Origin of the sequence: Vibrio echinoideorum (assembly GCF_024347455.1) — a bacterium.
GTDB classification, from domain to species: Bacteria; Pseudomonadota; Gammaproteobacteria; order Enterobacterales; family Vibrionaceae; genus Vibrio; species Vibrio echinoideorum.
This window is the reverse complement of sequence record NZ_AP025484.1, coordinates 106,454-125,456: the sequence shown is the minus strand read 5'-3', so window position 1 is coordinate 125,456 and position 19,003 is coordinate 106,454. Positions and strand designations below refer to the sequence as shown.

Below are 19,003 nucleotides of genomic sequence, written 5' to 3'. Positions count from 1 at the left end.
AATAAGGTGCTCAATATGGCAAAAGACTTGTTTTCTAGCTTAGATTTAAATCTACTGCGAACTTTTATGATCCTGCATCAAGAGCGGAATATGCGCAAAGCATCCGAACGTTTGTTCGTATCTCAACCGGCGATCAGTAAAGCTCTACAAAGATTGCGCGATCATTTCGACGATGAGCTATTTGTAAAAACGCACCACGGATTACGTGCAACTGATCACGCGACTATGCTAGCGGAAAGCATTTCACCAATACTTGATGAACTTTCTTTCGCTATTAATAACAGCAATGATTTTAATCCCGCTGAACTACAAGGAGTGGTCAAAGTCGCATTGTCCCCATATTTGCTGTCGTCTCTTTCCAGTAAGCTCTTTAAAGCCATTCGTTCTGAAGCACCGCTAGTACAAATTCAGCTATTGAATTGGTCAGGCACAACCATGACCGACATTATTAATGATGAAGTTTACATAGGGTTGAACTACGAGATTAACCATGCCCCTAAAGAACTACTGCAAAAGCCTATTGCACAAGATACTTTCAAAGGGTATGTCAGGAAAGATCACCCATACGAAAAAGAATTTTTAGAAATTAAAGACGGGGTAAATTTTGAATTAGCTTCAGTGATTGCGGTTGATTGGAATTCACACCAGTCACAAGCAGAGAAAATACTCAAAGTAAAAGGGTTGAAAGCAAACATTGGTTTCCGTTCAGAATTACCGTCTGCAGTTATTGATGTCGTCAAAAACTCAGACATGTTATTCCCAGCATCTAAATTCCTAGATATTGAACAAGAAACCTCATTAAGAGCCATCAAGTTGCTGTTTGATAGTAGCTATTACGAACCAACGGTTTGTGCGTACTATCATCACAAAAACCGAAATAGCCCAATGACGCTGTGGTTGAGGAAAATACTTGAATCACAACTCAATAATAACCAGTAGTTATCACCCTCTTTACTCTGTTTCATTAATAACTGATCGTTAAGGCCTCTATTCTTTTAAGGGATTAGAGGCTTTTTTGTTCCATCCCTATACTTCTCTCATCGGCTAGGAACGCCACATAACTAGCGATTGAAGCATCTTAATATTCAGAAGGCTATCTAGCAGAAAATTAAATGAACGACTAATTACGGACATAGAATCAGCTAACACCATTGATATAAATATGCCAGGTAAGATGAAAAAGAGACGCAGAGCGTAGTTAATTTCTCTCAGGTTTAGGGTCGGATCAAAGTCGTAAAAACAAAATCTCTTTAACAAAAACAACGTCAGAAAATAAAACAAGCCGTCAAAGATCGCGCTAGTCAAAATAATAAATATAAAAGCAAAGGGGCCGCTTATCAGCGGCTCCTTTTTTGAAAGTTGAGGGTACGATGAAACGATTATTGATACCTTTTGTTGTATCTACAAACAACCATCAAAGACAAACATTCAATTACCTAGATCAAAGCTTAAGCTTCAAACAGCCAAGACGTCACTTTTACGCTGAAACCCAAATGGGTGGAACCTTATGTGAAATACACATTCGGTCAAAAGCGCGTTAGCCCCGGAGATGTATTTCGTTCAGATGGCAGCGTCGAGCTAGGTTTCAACCTTCGTTTTTAGTTTACCGTTTCGTGTGGTAGCTCTCACCCCTTTATAGTCTGATTCAATAAAGGGGTTTTTTACGCCATTAAGATTCCATCTCAATGAGATTGGGAATACAGCAATGGCCCTAAATCACTTTCGCCGCCTCAGCTTCAATTTCAACTTTCCATCGCTCATCAAATAACCCACTAACAAACAATAATGTCGTTGGGAGACCACCAACATCGAAAGGCAAGCGTTGCTTTGCAGCTTGATACTCAGGCATATCATTTCGATCAACTAAGTACAGCCTTACACTGATAAGATCTTCCACATCCATTTGATTGGCCTGAAGCACGCCTCTCAAATTTTGCCAAGCTAATACAATTTGTTCTTCCGCACTCTCAGCAACCATACCTTGGCTATCAATCCCTAGTTGCCCGGCTATATGTAACCGCGTCGAGCCAGCAGGAATCAACGCACACTGGTGATAATTAGCGGCCGGAGCGGGTACTGAAGAAGGGCTCCATATCTTATTCATCATTACGCCTTAGAGGTCGTGACGATTTTTGACATGACGGTGATAATTGGCATATCCGTAAGCATCGCGCCTAAACGGTCAAAATCGCCAATATCTTTGCGCCAAGCAATGTATTCATTGAAGTGAGCGGTACTTTCCCATTCTTCGCATAGAACCAAGGCGTTTTCAGACAGATCTTTTTGGTAAAGTTCCGCAGAAAGGTTACCGTTGAAAGTTCGAGTATCTGGCAATATTTCGTTAAAAAACTCAACGATCTCTGCCGTTTTATCTTCAGTATGGCTCAAGGTAAATTGCACTAAAATAGTCATTATTCTCTCCGTTTTCTTATTTTGTTAAGGTACGAGGAGAAGCTTACTTGTTTGTAAAAATAGATAAATACAGTAGAATTTCAAATATAGTTCGATTTAATGAGACAATAACAACAATGAAAAACGAATTACATCGTATGCAAGTATTCGCCCAAATCGTAGAGTCTGGCTCTATAACCAAAGCGGCTGATAAGCTAGAGCTATCAAAGTCTGTCGTTAGTCACCATTTACAAGGACTTGAGCAATACCTTGATGTAAAACTACTCATCGACAATCTCTAACGGATGCTGGTCAGCGCTTGTATCAACGATGTTTGGAAATGCGAAAATTAATGACACTTGCTGAGGAAGAAGCACGCGAGTCCTGTTCTGATTTTGCAGGCACCATCACCATCACCTCGCCACACACATTGATGACAAATCTTATTGGACCGGCGATGTGTGAGTTCATGAAAGCCCATCCCCGTATCGAACCTCTATTATTAGCCAGCGATATGCGCCTCAATCTCATCGATAAATACATAGATCTATCGGTCACAGTAGGCGACCTACCTGATTCAACATCTCGAGCAATAAAGCTTGGTGACCTTCAACAGGTACTGTGCTGCCACCCAGACTATCTTGCGAACACACAATTACAGTTACCCGTCACCTCAAATGATCTTTCCGAATATGATTATATTGCCAATCAGTGGGAAGGTATTAACAGCCAAAGAAGTTTTGAAGTGAGCAAAGGGAAAGTGAACACCTACCAATTCAAGGCCAATCGTACAGGTGACAGTGTTCCTACCATAAAAATGATGGCTTTATCTGGATTAGGCATTGCTTGCTTACCAAAACAAGCTATTGAAGAAGAACTACTCAAAGGTACATTAGTGAGCCTTTTGCCGGAAGGGCAGATACTTAAAGCCCCTTTCTATATCGTGCATAACTATGGCTTGCAAATGCCAGCCAGGATTCGAGCTTTTATGGACGACCTAAAACGACACGCTGAATCTTATTCATAAGTGACTCACACAATCAAACGAAGAGAATTAAATATTAGAAGGCCCATTTCTAATATTTAATTTGACCCCACAAAGAATAATGACATTGTGAAATATAAACATTGAAGAAATAATTTACTTCTAATTGTAAGATTGGAGATTTTATTTCTACAAAAAAGCAAAATCAGAGACAAAAAGACAAAAAATTTCTCCGACTACTTATCTATACTGTGCCACGTCATTAAGGCGCCACAAGCCTATGATTTAAAATAATTATTAATGAGTAGTCACCATGAATTCGAAGTCTCTAACTATCTTGCTTTTTGTCTCTGTTTGCTTAATTTGGGGAACCACTTGGTTCGCTATGGAAGTGGCATTGCATTCTATCCCACCTATTTTTGCCACTGCACTGCGCTTTTTCCTTGCAGCACCTCTGCTAGTCGTTTTAGCAAAAGTCTTTAATCAACCACTCCTGTTCCCAAAAGGTAAGCGTCAGTGGTTACTTATTGTGGCACTGATGTACTTCGCGATTCCGTTTACTTTGATGATCTACGGCGAGCAATACATCTCTTCTGGTTTAGCGTCGATCATCTTCGCGAACATGCCGGTTGCTGTCATGCTAATGTCTGGCTTATTCCTAGGCCTACGATTGGCAAAGCACCAAATATTCGGTTTGATCACGGCTGTTGTGAGCCTATGTTTAATCCTTGGCAACGAAATGCAGATGGGTGGCGATGATTACCTAATGGGTACCATTTGCCTAGGACTTGCTGTCGCCATTCACGCTGTTATGTATGTGTTGGTTCAGAAACACTGCAAGGGCATTGAAGTGCTGACTTACAACGCATTACCGAGCTTTATTGCTTCTCTATTCTTGTTCGCTGTCTCGGCTATCGGTGAAAACGTCAATGTTGAATCGTTCACTTGGGATTCGATTTCAGCCGTGATTTACCTAGGCTTTATAGCGAGTGTTGGGGGCATTGTTGCTTACTTCAAGCTGGGACAGGTTTCGTCACCTTTCCAAGCTTCTATCTGCTTCCTGATTTTCCCAGTAGTTGCTCTACTGATCTCTTGCTACGTCAATGGTGAAGTTCTGTCTGAACAATCATTGTTTATGATGATTCCCCTGCTTTGCGGCATCTTGCTCACCAAGGCGCCAAAGGGAATTTTCAAGCTTCGCTCTACGCTAAAAACGGCAAGCAGCAACTAAGCTCTATGTTAATTTATCCTAGAAGCTCGCAATGAGCTTCTTGGGTTTTATTGAGTTACTCGAATCGAAGCTCCTACCTCACTCCCCTCCGCATACACTCCAAATGGTCTCACCGCGATCATTGTTTAACGACTCATAATTAATAGTTAATAGTTAATAACGCACCAAGCAAATGACTTAAAAGTCGCAATCGGCTACATTAGAAACAACTAGAATCGTCGACCATTGTCTTAGCCTACACAACATCAGTATTCAGAAAAGGAACGTCATGAGAGCACCCATTAAACACGTTCGACTCATCAAAGGTCAGCCTTGCCGTGCCACTGAGCTGTCTAAAAACGATGACGACGCGTTTCTTGAACCACACAGGCATGAATATTGGGAGTTGGTATGGTGCGTGGATAACCTAGGCAGTCAGAGTATTGATTTCATTGACTATGACAACAAGATCGGGCGTATTTTTACCATCGCTCCAGGTCAGGTGCACCGCTCAGAACTGGTGGGAGAAAATGCTCGTTTACTGGTATTTACCCCAGGTTTTGTCAAAACCAATCATCGCAACACACAATTAGTCGACACTGTTTTTGCCATGCATCAAAGTCGCCCTCCCTATTTGGATTGCAGTGAGGAAGGCAACCGCTACCTGCTGCCTATTTTCACCATGATCAAAGAAGAGTGTGAGCGAGTGGATAGCGACTGGGATTTGGTAGAATCACTCATGAATAGCTTTCTGCGCTACATATTACGTTTCGCCACCCAATCCTCATTGAAAGGTGAAGTGCGCGACAGCCGAGTCAACAAGGTTGTTGATTTGATTGAGCAACATTACGCCACGCACAAACATTGCGAATTTTATGCGCAAGCGCTGTCGATCACCAACAAGCGCATCAACGAGATTGTCAAAGCGGAACGAGGGAAAACGGTCACGCAACTAATCCACGACCGAACCATCTTAGAAGCGAACCGTGAATTGATCTTTTCGACCAAGACAATTAAAACCATCGCTTTTGAACTCGGCTTCGAAGACCCTGCCTATTTCAGTCGTTTTTATCGCGGTCAAATGAACGAGTCACCCGCAGAGTTTCGAACTCGATGTGCAGATAGTGCCACATAACACGCAGATAATCCCTTTTTAGAATCCACTTAAGTTCCGATAATGCTCGCTCTTTATTTCATCCAATTTGTTGGGAGCTTTCTGGAATGGGCATTAATCTCAAAACCGATCCGATCTCAAAATCCTTTTATCAATACCTTTGGCCCGCACTAACGGGCATGGTGATCAAGTCTCTTTTTATCATGGGAGATGCTTGGTTCGTCGGACGCGGTGTTGGCCCTGATGGGCTTGGTGCTATCGCTTTGACCATCCCTGCTTTTTCAATATTCACCGCCATTGCCATGATGGTGGGCATTGGTGGCGCAGCACTTATGTCTATCGAAGTAGGCAAAGGAAATACAACATCTGGCCAAACACTTTTTAGTCAATCAATGCTCAGTACCGCCGTGCTTAGCACCATTTCAGTCAGCATTGCTTTGTATTTTTTAGACGACATGATTGCGTTAATGGGCGCTTCTGGTTACATGGCTGAACTGACTCACGATTACCTGTCTGTGATGCTGCCATTCTTTGTGTTGTACTCGTTAGCTTGGGTCATGTCATGCTTTGTACGAAACGATACCAACCCAAAATTGGCAACTTACGCGATGTCGATAGGTGCTGTGGTTAACCTAGTTTTGGACTACTTCTTCGTCTTAGAATTTGGCTGGGGCATGAAAGGCGCGGCCTACGGTACAGCAATTGCTCAAGGTGTTATCGCTTGTATTTTATTAAGCCATTTCGTGCGTAAACAAGGCACCTTGGAAATGAGCTTAAAAGGGATTGGTTTGGGCAAACTGCCAAGCATCCTAAAAATAGGTACGCCGACATTCTTCATTGAAGTAACCGCAGCGATGACAATCTTATTGTTCAACTACGTGTTGCTGCATCAGTTTGGTGAGAATCATATTATCGCCTATGGCTTAACGGCAAACATCGGGGTATTCGCCCTGTTTGTGATGGTCGGAATCGCTCAAGCCTGCCAGCCAATCATCAGCTTTAATCATGGTGCCAACCAACCAAGCCGAATCGAAGCGATTTTTCGCTTAGGTTTAAAAAGTGCAATTGGTAGCGGCTTGGTGTTTATGGTTCTGGTGTACCTGTTTGCTCCACAAATCGCAGCCCTCTATTTGGGTGATTCAAGCGATTTGATTGCACTGTCATCAACCGCATTGACGTTCTTCTTCTTTGCTGTGCCGCTGATGGGCATAAACTTGGTGATCGCCAACCTGTTTCAGGCAACGGCCAAACCTAAGCAAGCAACACTGATATCTCTAGGACGAGGTTTTGTGTTCGTCGCATTGGGTATCATGATTTTGCCAAAGCTATTCCCAGAACAAGGTATTTGGGCGAGTATCCTGTTCGCGGAAACCGTAACAGCCATATTCAGCCTAAGCATGTTACGCAGCTATAAGAAGCGTTTTTCAAGCGCCTTGGCTGAGCCAATGGCATAAGAAGCAATCCGTTTAGAGCGTAACGCTTCTTTGACCATCCGTAGCAGGTTTACTCATGATTAGAGCTTCCATATCATTATTCCATCATCGAGCTCTTGTTTCATTAGAACCAACAAATGAGCCACTCAAAAATTTACACCATGGAAAATGAAGACTGTAATAGTCAAATAAAAATGAACAGTAAAACCCTCAAAACAATCTTCCATGAGGGCTTTACTTATTTTACACATCCCAACGTACATTTTGGAAACCCAAGACAAATAACCACTTAGCTAGGGGTATTCAATGATATTTTGTATATATTCACCCATAACACATCAACAACTGAACATTAATTTAGACATTAAATAATCAACACACAGAAAGGCATATTAGATTTCATACTTAATATGACACATATTTAAATATAAATATTCTAATAAAGTGCTTAAAAAATTATTATTATCATTTTAGAAAACCCCACATACAAACTCTGTTCACTCCATTTTCCTAAGTTACGTGTATTAAAGATAGTGTCGATAATTGTCTCGTAGGTTGACGAATTAGAAAATTAAGGTCTTTGTAAAGTGCTAGATATCACGTTTATTGAAAAGTAATGTTGATGATTTAAATTTAGATTTAAAGAGAATTAGTAATTATTCTATGGCTCAACTAATCAATAGACAGAGTTTAAGGTACTCATCAGCACTTCGGATTAAATTTCTACCTATGGAGGGTCACAATGACCAAAAAGTACATTTTTCTTATATTCACCGCATTAAACTTGTCTGCATGTGGAAGTGATTCATCTCCATCATCAGACACTCACCAAGACAACTCTTCTCTGACCGTATCCCAGTCAATTCAAGCTAAAAGCATACTTTTAGAATGGAATGAAATTGAAGAAATTAAACATTATAAGTTGATACGTTATAGACCCTCGGCTCATGGCTTAATTAGCGAAGTAATTGAACCATCAATCACTGGTACTTCATATAAGCTAAAGATCGACCTCGTCGATTTTGATGCCGCAGCTTCTGATTATGAACTGCTAGCCTGCAAAAATAATGATTATTGTCTTGTTCAATCTCCACAATTTCAATTAAAAAATCTAGAACAAACTGTCATTCGGGTTAAAACTAACCTTAAGCATTCCGATTCGAGCAACGTTCGCTTTGGCGATGCACTAACCTGGAAAAATGATCATTTAATCGTCAATTCAGGTGAAGAATCAAATCATATAGTTGGTATTTATACTGCGCAGGAAAATGGCAATTATAATTATGATGAAGAAATAGCGAATAGAACGAGCTATAACACTGAAGCACGAAAATCAACGAATAGCTTAGTGGCCATAGGTAACACTTTCGAAGACATGATGCTTGCAACATCGACGTATTCTGCTTCGGACGAAAACAAAGCGCTCGTTATTTTTGGCAAAACAAATAGTCACTATAATAATGGATACCTAGAACATTGGTTCGAAAATTACAGCGATTCAAGTGGTTCTATTACTGATTCTTATGGCCAAGCTTTAGCTAGCTCAGGTGATAATGGTGGTATCATCGTCATGGGGCACAAAAATAAAAATATGGCAGGAGAAGTCTCACTCTTCCTCAATAAAGATCTCAACTTTCCATCGGCTCCTGAATCGGGCATTAAAACAGTACGTCACCCTAGTGAACTAAAACTAAAGCATCCAGATGATCTAGCTATCGATGCAAAATTCGGGGCTAGTGTCGCTATTGCAAAAGACAACGTTATAGTCGTTGGTTCTCCTATGGATTCATTACGAAAAGATACAGGTAGCGAAGTCAAGCACGGTGGTACTGTCTATGTATACCGTCTTAACCCCTATCCAAACCATTACACCGATATATGGTGTTTAGAAACCGTATTGAAAATGCCCATCCCAATTGAAAACAGTGGTTTCGGGTCATCAGTCACTATAAATAAAGACGCAAACCTTATTCTCGTTGGAGCTCCCGGGGTTGATAAAGTCTTTAGTTATAAATACGACTCACAGAAAGGTTTTTGGTCAAACGTCGATTCAATAGATCCAGTAAAGGCATTTAAAGGTCAAAATTTTGGTTCTGATATCGCGCTTAGTGACAACGGTTATCTAGCGGTATCCGCCCCACAGGCCCCATGGCGAGGGTTTGGTTTTCATCACAGCCCTGATACCTTAGAAATTGGTGGTGATACAGACGGTGCGGTTTATGTTTACCACTTAACTAACTATGGTGATCGAGACTACGCATGGGAAGGCGTTTTTACTGGTGATAGTGTCAGTGGTGTAAACGAGGAGTTCGGGAAGTCAATGATGTTTAAACCCGGCGCTGATGAGCTTGCTATTGGAGCACCTGGACATCCTTCGGATCCTCTTCTCGATTGGAGTGATAATTCCTGGAAAAATGCTGGAGCCGTGTACATTTTCTAAATTAGTAGAGTAACTGTACATCAGCTGAAAGGGTATGGGGAACCAAATTACAACCCGCACTTGAGAAAAGTAATTAATGGGATCAATAACGTAGATATTCACATCTAGGATTTTATTATCTAGTGGCAATCACCTAATGAGCATGACTTTAATGTAAACATTGAAATTCATATCGAATCAGTCTTGAACTTAACCCTGTGAGTAGGACAATGATATTTAACTTTGTATTATGTTTTTATTTATTGATTAGTTTACATTAGGGGCTTATTTCACTGGTAATAAACTCGATGACTTTACTTATACCCATATCTATTATTGATGGCATCAACCACTCTATAACTAGTCAGAGCCAATGTAAGTTATTATAAAGTTTTATTTAAAATAATATTAGTCACTAAAAAGTAGGAACATTGAAATGAGATCAGGTTATGAAAGTGAACTATCACTTGTTTTTGGTGGTGAAGATATCAAGATGGATCGTATATTATTTCTGATGGAAAGAACTCACCAGTATGAGAGAAGCCTATATTGGATGAAAATGAAATTTCTGATCTTCGGGATGATAATTCCCACAGTACTATCAATAGCTGCACTCTTTTTCTCGGTTATTAAATAAACCGTTTACGTGTATTAACTTAGTCGCAAGGTCGAGCCTACGCTCGACCTATCACATTATATCCAATTATAAATCATCGTGATTCGAACCCAACATACGAGACTTGTCCATTAGGCTGCTATACACATTCCTTTGAACATGAGAGCTTGAAGCGAAAACTGCTTATTTTATCTCGCGTTGATGAAATATATCACACCTTACCCTACTGTTCGTAAATCCGAGCCTTCAAAATCATACGTTTAGAGCGTGACGCTTCTTGATCATCAAACAACGCATACAAAAAAGATCCAATATCACTATTGGAGCTTTTTGTTTATCTCATCAGATTGAAATGCACATTAGCGCCAGCTAAACATCCAGACTTCGTTACCCTCTTCAGGCTTCTTAGGAATGTTTAAAGACAGCGCCAGAGAAACCACTGCCATTGCTGCACCAATGTAAAAAACTGTCGCAGGGGAAGACAACCAAATCACACCAAACGCGACTGGAATAACAACCGCGGCGATATGGTTGATGGTGAAAGAGACACCCGCGGTTGAGGCCATATCAGCAGGATCTGCAATTTTCTGGAAGTAGGTTTTGATCGCTAATGCCAACGCAAAGAACAGATGATCGACCACATACAGCGCGGCTGCCCACTCCGCCGTTTGTACTAAAGCATACCCAACGAACACACCAATCAAACCGACATACTCGAAGATCAGCGCTTTACGCTCACCGACTACACCAATAAATCGACCAATACGTTTGGCAAACAAGAAATTAAACAGATAGTTGATTAAGAACAGTAGCGTTATATCAGCAGCCGAGTAACCGAACTTCTCTACCATCAAGAAGCCTGCGAACTATTCCTAGTATTGTTATTGTCAAACATCATAAGACAAGTTTCACCTCTAATTTCAGTAGCTTAACTCTTGGAATTCATAACAAAAGGGTGAAAGATAACAAATCGTTATTTACTAGGAAAAACTGTAATGAATTTAAAAGTAATACCCACCCAATTAAGGGGACGACAACAAGCAATTATTGTAGATAGTGAGCATCATCCTATCTCACACATTACTGATGTTATTTTTGCTAACGGCTGGCTAACTCATCATGCATCAGCATTATCTTTCAACTCTCAACTTGCTTATGCCAGAGCTCTGTTGCTAGTACTTAAGCATCTATATTCTCGCCAGATTTCTATTGTAGAGAAAGTCGAGAATGGAGAGTTTATGACCTACACGCAGCTCGATAAATTGGCTTATCAATGCAGTTTTAGCGCTGACATCTTCTCTAAAAACAACTCCAATTCTGTTGTTCACATATCAAAGAAGCAACTTCTTGAACTACCACACTTCAATCACGTTAACTTCACAGATAAGTTGGTTTCGACTAGTACGGCGAAGATTAGATTAAAATCCTTTCGTTGGTTTGTTAGTTATCTAAAAGAAATCCATCACGCATCTGCTAATGAAGAGTCAGCTGTTATACAAAGATATATTTCATTTGATAACCAAATTGCACTTGAAATCAAAAAATTAAGAGAGATAAATAGAACCATAGTTGACCCATTTGAATCGGAAATACCTAATAATATTATGACCAAACTACAAAATAATTTGAAGGAAAACAGTCCTCTAAATCCTTTTGTAGGTTCGAAACTGAGAAACGAATGTATATTTAATCTATTCGTAGATACAGGAGCAAGGAATGGAGCCATTGCGAAATTAAAAATATCCGACCTACGTGATGATAATCAACCGAGAATCCATATCACTCGCACTCCAAATGACCCCGATGAAATAAGGCGACATAAGCCAGCTCAGAAAACAAAGCCAGCAGTTGTTCCAATATCAAAAACTACAAGTAAACTATTAATTAATTATATAAAGAATGTTCGATCTAAATATAAAGAGGCTAGCCTTCATGATTTTATATTTATTTCTGAGAAGGGTAAAAGTGCTGGAAGACCTCTTTCCCTTAAGGCGTACGCGTACTTATTTACCGTAATTTCTAAACATGTAAACATATCAATTACCCCGCATAAAGTTCGATATTGGTTCTCAGAAGACTTTGATAAAAAAGCTGAAGATGCTGGAATAACAGGGGAATCAAAAGAAGATATGAGAAAGTTGATAATGACACACTCTAGTCGTTCAAAGATGGGACAACTTTATAATGAAAAAAGAATTCATGAAAAAGCTAGAGAAATAAAATTTTCAACTCAAGACAAGATATCAAACATCAACATAGATCAAGAGGAAAATAAATAATGAAAAAAAATATAAAACTCACCCCAACAGCCTAAATATAAGTGTTCATGCCAGAGATAAAAACTTCAAATTTATACCTTCGAGTGACAGTTGGGAACTTGGAATTGGAAAGACAAATACATTCAATGTATGTTTTTTGCATGAGTCGAGATTAGCACAAGATATAATAATTTTTCTAATTAATAGTTTAGTTACTGTAGCTACAAGAAATAAACCGAGTACTTTCGAAGGGCCGCATTTAGCACTTAGGGCCTGGGTTATGGAAGTAATGATTGGAAAAGAAAAAAATACATATTTATCTTCATTATCTAAATTAAGTAGTAAATATCAACATGAATTTGTAACTACCGTTTTGAAGGAGTTTGATAAAGAAGGAATAAAACACCTCACAAGTGTATGTTTTATTGATTTCTTGGAAATATTAAAAGAAAATAAAAATAATTTCAAAAGAATAAAATACGATCGTGAAAACATTATTGTAGATCCAGACAAAGGAGCACACACCCAGCATGAACTTGTAAGCATTTTTGAGTCGTTACGCATACAAGGCAACCATATAAACTCAATATTATTCAAACATAAGATAACGGAAAAAATCTCAGTGAAGTATCAATTCATCTTGCATTTGTATTAATGTTTTCAATTTTACGAAGACCCACTCAAATAAGAGAATTAAAAATAGGTGACTTCCGTTTGTGTGGGCAGTCATACAATAACGATTACATAATAATCCCTCAATTAGTTGGTTATGATGAACTTATTATAAGGACTTTCAAAGGTAAAAGCTCTAATGGATTCAGAGAGGATGCAGAGAGAGTCCCACAGGTATTAAATGGAGAACTTTCCTATATATTCTCTAAATATATTAATTCTTACATTAACTTAATCATTAAAAACCTGAAAAAAAATGGAATACAACTTAACAAAGATGAAAAATCACATTTAATTTCACAATTACCAATATTTCCAGAATATACAGTATTTAAGTCAGCCTTTAAAGATAAAAATAATTTACGCCAATGCTTTAATGAAAGTAGTGAATTTGGCCATTGGAGTCGGGACAATTCTTTAAATAAATTAAACAGATATAGCAAACAAGTTTTGGCAAAGTATTATAAATCAGATCGAATATCCACCCCCTCAAAAATGTCTGTTGGTAACAATCGCATTCGCCATACAATATTGACCAACGCAGCACTAAATGGCTCCTCCGGTGCTGAAATTGCTGCCATAACAGGGGTAACGTTAAAAGCTATTAAGAATTATATTGATTTTAGTATGGAGGCAAGGCAAGAAATAAACCATGCCTTTGAGTCTAACGAGATAATAAGTAAATTTGATACTAATCGAATTCAAGACATTCTTAGTAAGCCAGAATTCTGCGTAACAAATGAATTTGGAGAGTTATTTGGTGAACTTGAAAGTTCAGTTATCAAAACCGCTAGGTTGTTATACTTGTGACAATTTTCATCCTCTAGTTAATGCTAATCACAAGCAAGAGTTACAAAAGGCTCAACAGAAGTATGAAATAAACATACAAAATGGTCAGCCCAAGCGGTCACTACGCCTACTAGAAGAGGTTATTACAACAATAAAATATATAATAATAGAGTGCGACCGACGTAAAAGTATAAATGAAAACTAAATTACCGTAGATATTGAGAGTAGTAACTATGAATAAATACGAAAATAACTTTGAAAAAATTCTAACAATAAACTCCTGGTCGAAAAAGCTTACAAATTTCAATGGAGAACCAGCATCTTTGGATGAGCTTATTTGGGTATATCAAAGTGATAACCATATTAAGGTTAATCTTATTTTTACTGACGACAGCAAGGCTACGACAAACAGAATAAAAAAGTCAAACTTCAAGACTGAGTGGGAATTAAGCCTAGAATATAGAAAAATCATAGCTTTATATATTAATAAAACTGTAAACAATAGTGTAAATCATGCAGGTAGAGTTTGTTCCATATTTCTTTCATTACGATGTTTTTTTTCACATGTAAAAAAAACCATCGGAAATCTCACACTAAATGACGTAGATAGGTTTTATAATAATTCCAGTTTAAGAACTCAACATAAGAAAGATTGTGCGGCATTTTTACGATGGGCTATATCAAATAAGCTTTGTAATCCATCGATTAAGGCTCCTAGTTTTAAAGATACTAATGACGGATATGATCAGCTATATAAAAACCAGAAGAAAAAACCAAATGAAGAAATAATAATAGCACTTTCAGAAATTACTAACCAAGTCATTCCAAATAATAATAAAAAGTGGGACGTTTCCGCCACTACTCAACAACGCGATGCTTTTGTTTGTACAATATCAACGTTGGGTATCAGTACACCTACTCGCTTAGCGTCTGAATTTATTACATTGCCGAAACAGCAGCTACAAGCAGTGACTGATGAGAAAGGTAATACTATTCATCAGCTTGGGACACAAGGCTCTAAAGGTTTTATTGGTAATTTCACTCATATTTTGAGTGGTATGAGTGATCCTGTTCAGCGTGTATTGAAGTACATTACGTTTGCTACAGAGCCAGGAAGAATTTTAGCCCGATATTATAACGATCCTTCGGCGAAGCTTTCTGAAATAATGCCCATTAAAACTAGAGAGCAAAGCTCCCGAATTGATAAGTTAAACCTATCTATAGATAAGCCCTTAAATTTATTCCAGTTAGGTTTGATCATTGGATTTTATCCATTAGATCATTCTGTTTTTGTACCCAAATTGTCCCATGAAAACCTCGGGAAGGGAGTTAGTACAAAGTTGTCGTTTCTTTCAACATTAGGCGACCATGATGTGATTACGCTCTCCGAAAAGTCATCACACCTGCTCTTTGGCTGCATGATAAAAAAAAGGGATATAACTCGAATAGTAGGAAAGGAGCAGTCAACCATAACAATCAAAGAGTTACAGGATGCTTGGATCTGTTTCTTTAAGCGTAACTATGAGACGTTTCCTTTCATGTGTTTTGCAAGTAATCAAACTAAACTCGACAAAGCATTATTTACCTTTACTGGTAACCAGCTTTTTTTCTCCGCTAGAGCTAGTTACCCTGGTGCAGCTTCATTTTATTCGATAGTGAAAGGAGTATCATTATCAAATATAATTTCACGCGAACTAAAAACGATGAAAAATCACAGGTCAATTTTTGAACGACATGGATTTGCTTCTTCATTTTCAATCACCCCGCATCAGTTTCGACACTATCTAAGCGATTATGGAGAGAAAAAAGGGATTCCTCACAGAATATTAAACTTGTGGGCTGGAAGATCCTCTCCCGAGCACCTACTTCACTATATACACACTTCAGAAGAGGAACGTTCTAGTGAGATCGCAGGAATCATGTTCAAAGAAGACTTGGAGGAGGAGAAGTCTATACGGCTATTATCAATGGCGAAGTATCAAGAACTACGTGAACAAAGCCCACATATAGCTTCAACTACAAGTGTTGGATTCTGTACGCAAGACCTATCAATAATGCCTTGTATGTATATGAATGATTTCATATCACAGTGCACATTTTGCAAACAAGCCTGCCACATAGCACATGACACCAAAGCTATAGAATTTTTAAAAGACGATCTTTTATTTCAGACTCGCAGGCTGGAAAAACTGCTTTGCAGTTCAGGTTTTCCTTCAAGCACTGCAAAAAAACAAGCATATAAAAACCACAAAAAAAATACAGCCTTACTATCCAAATTAATTGAAGTGATGGAATCTACAAACATTCCTAAAGGGGCAATTATTCGAGTGATTCTAGATAGGCTGGAATTTCGAATTTCAGATTTGCAGCTAAAAACCATTGATACGAAAAAATTCACACTGAGAGATGCTGATTCAGATTTAAAGCAGGCCCTTTCTGAGGTCGTGCAAGAAAATCATAACGATAGCTTTATGGATGAGTTATTGGATTTGATTTAAAAAGAGCGTATATAAGGAAATTACAATGGCATTACCTTCACTCAATACATCACAAGTCAGAAAAATCGAGCGACTGATCGCAACATGGAATGGTAAACTAACATGGGTGTTACTTATTGAAAGTATAGAGTCCGACTTAAAAATAAAAACAACACGGCAGACGTTGAATACCTACAGCTCTATAAAATCTGCCTATGACCTATCTAAACAACGCCTAAGAGGTGTGAAAGAAAAGTTTGTAAGTATAACTGTAAGTGAAGCTGAACAACTTGAGCGTCTTGAAAGGCAGCACCATGAAATTGAGCATCTTCAACATAAGATAGATACCTTTACAGCTTTTTATACTCAACTTATTGATAAAGCCTCTACATCCCCACTTCTAATGCAACTGTTGCGCGAGATTAAAGCTGAGCAACAAAAGTAGTAGTAGCTGAGAAAAGAAAGTAGTAGTAGCTGAGAAAAGAAAGGCAAATCTCTCAAGACTTGCCTTTGCTCAATTACAGAGTATTTTCAACGTCGGTTAGAGCACTTTTGTAACCTAGAAGGAATGACTAGAAGAATAGCATCATTACAAATAGTATCGGACTCGGAGCAGTGCCGAAATCTTGTCCTCAAATGGTCAAACGATGAACTTTGGCTTATCTGATTAAGTTGATGTGAACCTGCGTCCAACTCTGGTAGAGGTAGTCATGACGATTCTAATGGCCTTGGGGTTCTAGTTTCTCTTTTTGGGCTTGTTTGTCTCTTTCGATTTAGTTTTTACATCCATAAAAACGGTACTCAAAGTTAACGTATCATGTGTATCGTTTTTATATTTCTCGAATATATGAGTAATGTACCTGACGTGTTTTAGAGTGCATATTTCGGAGCATTCCGATCAGTCATTTCGGGATTATCCGATCACCCATTTCGGTTTAAACCGATCACTGATTCCGCGATTATCCGATCACTTTTAGTCAAACTCCGAAATCGGTGATCGGAATAGCGAAAACCGCGATCGTAATGGCCGAAATCCTTCCTTTTTCTCTTTTAAATCAATAGCTCGCTATTCTTTACTTCTTAAACAAGAAGGAAAGGAAGCGACAATGGCCAAAAAGAGAACTCCAATGAACAAAATCAAAGAGGTATTACGCCTTAAATACGACTGCGGTCTCTCAAATCGTGGTATCGCTTCTTGCCTTAAACTCGGCCCGTCCACCGTATCAGAACTCCTTACTCGCTTTAAACAAAGCCAACTTGGTTGGCCTCTACCCGACAGTTGCAGCGATGCAGATCTCACACAGACGCTGTATCACGGCAAGAAAGTCAGTCGAGATAAAGTTATGCCAGACTTCACTCAATACGCAGTCGAACTCAGGCGTAAAGGTATGACAAAGATGCTGCTCTGGCAGGAGTATCATGAGCAATATCAAGAGCAAGCTTACGCTTACACTCAGTTCTGCGAGCACTTCACTCGTTGGTTCAAAACCCAAAAACGCAGCATGCGCCAGCTTCATGTTGCAGGTGATAAACTGTTTATCGATTACTGTGGGCCTCGGCTTCAGGTGGTCAACCCTGACACAGGCGAAGTGCGCGAAGCGGAGGTGTTCGTCGCGACTTTAGGCGCGTCCAATTACACTTATGTTGAAGCCTTCCCCAGCCAAGGGAAGCCCTACTGGTTAGAGGCGCATGCGAATGCGTTCGAACACTTCGGTGGCGTACCACAACTCTTAGTTCCCGATAACCTACGCAGCGCAGTCACCAAAGCCAATCGTTATGAGCCGAGACTGAACGACAGCTATCAAAAGCTGGCTAATCACTATCAAACAGCCGTGATGCCTGCTCGCCCCTACAAACCGAAAGACAAAGCCAAGGCAGAGAATGCCGTGCTCCTAGTAGAACGCTGGATCATGATGCGGTTGCGACACCAAGCCTTCCACACTTTTAAAGAGTTGAATCTCGCCATCCGTGAACTCATGAATGAGTTAAATCAGCGTGAGATGAAACAGTATGGCGCCAGCCGCCAAGCGCTGTTCGATAAACTCGACAAACCTGCATTAAAGCCACTGCCTAGGCAGCGTTACCTGTATACCGAAACTAAACGAGCCAAAGTTGGCCCTGACTATCACATCGAATATCGCCGTCATTACTACTCGGTTCCCCATCAACTTGTTGGTCACCATGTCGAGTTGGAAGCCTCTAATCGCCTGGTGCAGATCTACCATCAAGGTAACTTGGTGGCCCAGCATCCACGTAGCCAAAGAGAGCGAGGAAACAGCACCCAACCAGAGCACATGCCAAGCAACCATCAACATCAGAAGTGGTCGCCAGGGCGCTTGCTTAGCTGGGGAGCCAATATCGGCCCAGCCACACGAGAAGTCGTCAATAAGATGCTGAACTCCAAGCCTCATCCAGAGCAGTCTTATCGTTCCTGCCTTGGCTTGCTCAGCCTCAGTAAAACCTATGGCGAATCGCGCCTAGAGCAAGCCTGTAAAGATGCGCTGATGCTGACAAAATCCAATTACACCTTCATCAGCAATTTGTTGAAAAACAATCGTGAAGGACAACTGAGTAAAGACAACACGAGTACGCCAAATCTTGTTCATAGCAATGTTCGTGGCCCGAACAGTTATCACTAG

Annotated in this window: 13 protein-coding genes and 2 pseudogenes; 12 read left to right on the top strand and 3 right to left on the bottom strand. The window is 39.6% G+C overall.

Going from position 1 to position 19,003, the window contains the following annotated elements; translation table 11 throughout:
• Nucleotides 1-15 precede the first annotated feature (15 nt).
• Nucleotides 16-939: a LysR family transcriptional regulator gene (locus tag OCV36_RS16855; protein ID WP_017075262.1), complete on the top strand. Its 924-nt coding sequence runs from the start codon at nt 16-18 to the stop codon at nt 937-939.
• Nucleotides 940-1,711: 772 nt separating this feature from the next.
• Here OCV36_RS16855 and OCV36_RS16850 read toward each other — a convergent pair.
• Complete coding sequence (locus OCV36_RS16850) at nt 1,712-2,107, bottom strand: RidA family protein (RefSeq protein ID WP_135456931.1); 396 nt, start codon at nt 2,105-2,107, stop codon at nt 1,712-1,714.
• The gene (locus OCV36_RS16845; protein ID WP_135456930.1) at nt 2,107-2,415 is read right to left on the bottom strand and encodes a putative quinol monooxygenase; all 309 of its coding nucleotides are present in this window, start codon (nt 2,413-2,415) and stop codon (nt 2,107-2,109) included. Before OCV36_RS16845 ends, OCV36_RS16850 begins: the two co-directional genes overlap by 1 nt.
• A gap of 113 nt (nt 2,416-2,528) precedes the next feature.
• Between OCV36_RS16845 and OCV36_RS16840 the strand changes: the two are divergent.
• From OCV36_RS16840 to OCV36_RS16820, 5 genes and pseudogenes are all read left to right on the top strand, one after another.
• Nucleotides 2,529-3,418, top strand: a pseudogene (locus tag OCV36_RS16840) (LysR family transcriptional regulator).
• A gap of 271 nt (nt 3,419-3,689) precedes the next feature.
• On the top strand, nt 3,690-4,607 hold the full coding sequence (locus OCV36_RS16835; RefSeq protein ID WP_017075268.1) for a DMT family transporter: 918 nt from the start codon (nt 3,690-3,692) through the stop codon (nt 4,605-4,607).
• A 268-nt stretch (nt 4,608-4,875) separates the two neighbouring features.
• Nucleotides 4,876-5,721 carry a helix-turn-helix domain-containing protein gene (locus OCV36_RS16830; protein WP_135456928.1) on the top strand — a complete coding sequence of 282 codons (846 nt, stop codon included), beginning with the start codon at nt 4,876-4,878 and terminating at the stop codon, nt 5,719-5,721.
• Nucleotides 5,722-5,807: 86 nt separating this feature from the next.
• Nucleotides 5,808-7,154 carry an MATE family efflux transporter gene (locus OCV36_RS16825; protein WP_135456926.1) on the top strand — a complete coding sequence of 449 codons (1,347 nt, stop codon included), beginning with the start codon at nt 5,808-5,810 and terminating at the stop codon, nt 7,152-7,154.
• Nucleotides 7,155-7,875: 721 nt separating this feature from the next.
• Nucleotides 7,876-9,573: a hypothetical protein gene (locus tag OCV36_RS16820; RefSeq protein WP_135456924.1), complete on the top strand. Its 1,698-nt coding sequence runs from the start codon at nt 7,876-7,878 to the stop codon at nt 9,571-9,573.
• Between the two features lie 954 nt (nt 9,574-10,527).
• On the opposite strand, the pseudogene OCV36_RS16815 reads toward OCV36_RS16820, so the two are convergent.
• A pseudogene (locus OCV36_RS16815) lies at nt 10,528-11,034 on the bottom strand (MFS transporter); the annotation flags it as partial.
• Nucleotides 11,035-11,163: 129 nt separating this feature from the next.
• On the opposite strand from OCV36_RS16815, the gene OCV36_RS16810 reads away from it, so the two are divergent.
• From OCV36_RS16810 to istA, 6 genes are all read left to right on the top strand, one after another.
• Nucleotides 11,164-12,447, top strand: a complete 1,284-nt coding sequence (locus tag OCV36_RS16810; RefSeq protein WP_050645893.1) for a site-specific integrase — start codon at nt 11,164-11,166, stop codon at nt 12,445-12,447.
• Between the two features lie 259 nt (nt 12,448-12,706).
• Nucleotides 12,707-13,081 (top strand): hypothetical protein, encoded by a 375-nt coding sequence (locus tag OCV36_RS16805; protein WP_135456922.1) that lies wholly within the window; start codon nt 12,707-12,709, stop codon nt 13,079-13,081.
• Nucleotides 13,081-13,908, top strand: coding sequence for a hypothetical protein (locus OCV36_RS16800; RefSeq protein WP_135456920.1), 828 nt, complete (start codon nt 13,081-13,083; stop codon nt 13,906-13,908). Before OCV36_RS16805 ends, OCV36_RS16800 begins: the two co-directional genes overlap by 1 nt.
• Before the next feature lie 212 nt (nt 13,909-14,120).
• Entirely contained in the window at nt 14,121-16,385 is a 2,265-nt protein-coding gene (locus OCV36_RS16795) for a hypothetical protein (RefSeq protein ID WP_135456918.1), read from the top strand.
• Between the two features lie 25 nt (nt 16,386-16,410).
• Complete coding sequence (locus tag OCV36_RS16790; protein ID WP_048613662.1) at nt 16,411-16,809, top strand: hypothetical protein; 399 nt, start codon at nt 16,411-16,413, stop codon at nt 16,807-16,809.
• Between the two features lie 661 nt (nt 16,810-17,470).
• A complete protein-coding gene (gene istA / locus OCV36_RS16785) occupies nt 17,471-19,003 on the top strand; it encodes an IS21 family transposase (RefSeq protein WP_135459315.1) in 1,533 nt (510 codons plus the stop codon).

Excerpts from the sequence above, each read along its gene's own strand:
- OCV36_RS16855 (WP_017075262.1), top strand. The coding sequence starts at position 16 with ATGGCAAAAGACTTGTTTTCTAGCTTAGATTTAAATCTACTGCGAACT.
- OCV36_RS16850 (WP_135456931.1), bottom strand. The coding sequence starts at position 2,107 with ATGATGAATAAGATATGGAGCCCTTCTTCAGTACCCGCTCCGGCCGCT.
- OCV36_RS16835 (WP_017075268.1), top strand. The coding sequence starts at position 3,690 with ATGAATTCGAAGTCTCTAACTATCTTGCTTTTTGTCTCTGTTTGCTTA.
- OCV36_RS16830 (WP_135456928.1), top strand. The coding sequence starts at position 4,876 with ATGAGAGCACCCATTAAACACGTTCGACTCATCAAAGGTCAGCCTTGC.
- OCV36_RS16825 (WP_135456926.1), top strand. The coding sequence starts at position 5,808 with ATGGGCATTAATCTCAAAACCGATCCGATCTCAAAATCCTTTTATCAA.
- OCV36_RS16820 (WP_135456924.1), top strand. The coding sequence starts at position 7,876 with ATGACCAAAAAGTACATTTTTCTTATATTCACCGCATTAAACTTGTCT.
- OCV36_RS16810 (WP_050645893.1), top strand. The coding sequence starts at position 11,164 with ATGAATTTAAAAGTAATACCCACCCAATTAAGGGGACGACAACAAGCA.
- OCV36_RS16805 (WP_135456922.1), top strand. The coding sequence starts at position 12,707 with ATGGAAGTAATGATTGGAAAAGAAAAAAATACATATTTATCTTCATTA.
- OCV36_RS16800 (WP_135456920.1), top strand. The coding sequence starts at position 13,081 with ATGTTTTCAATTTTACGAAGACCCACTCAAATAAGAGAATTAAAAATA.
- OCV36_RS16795 (WP_135456918.1), top strand. The coding sequence starts at position 14,121 with ATGAATAAATACGAAAATAACTTTGAAAAAATTCTAACAATAAACTCC.
- OCV36_RS16790 (WP_048613662.1), top strand. The coding sequence starts at position 16,411 with ATGGCATTACCTTCACTCAATACATCACAAGTCAGAAAAATCGAGCGA.
- istA (WP_135459315.1), top strand. The coding sequence starts at position 17,471 with ATGGCCAAAAAGAGAACTCCAATGAACAAAATCAAAGAGGTATTACGC.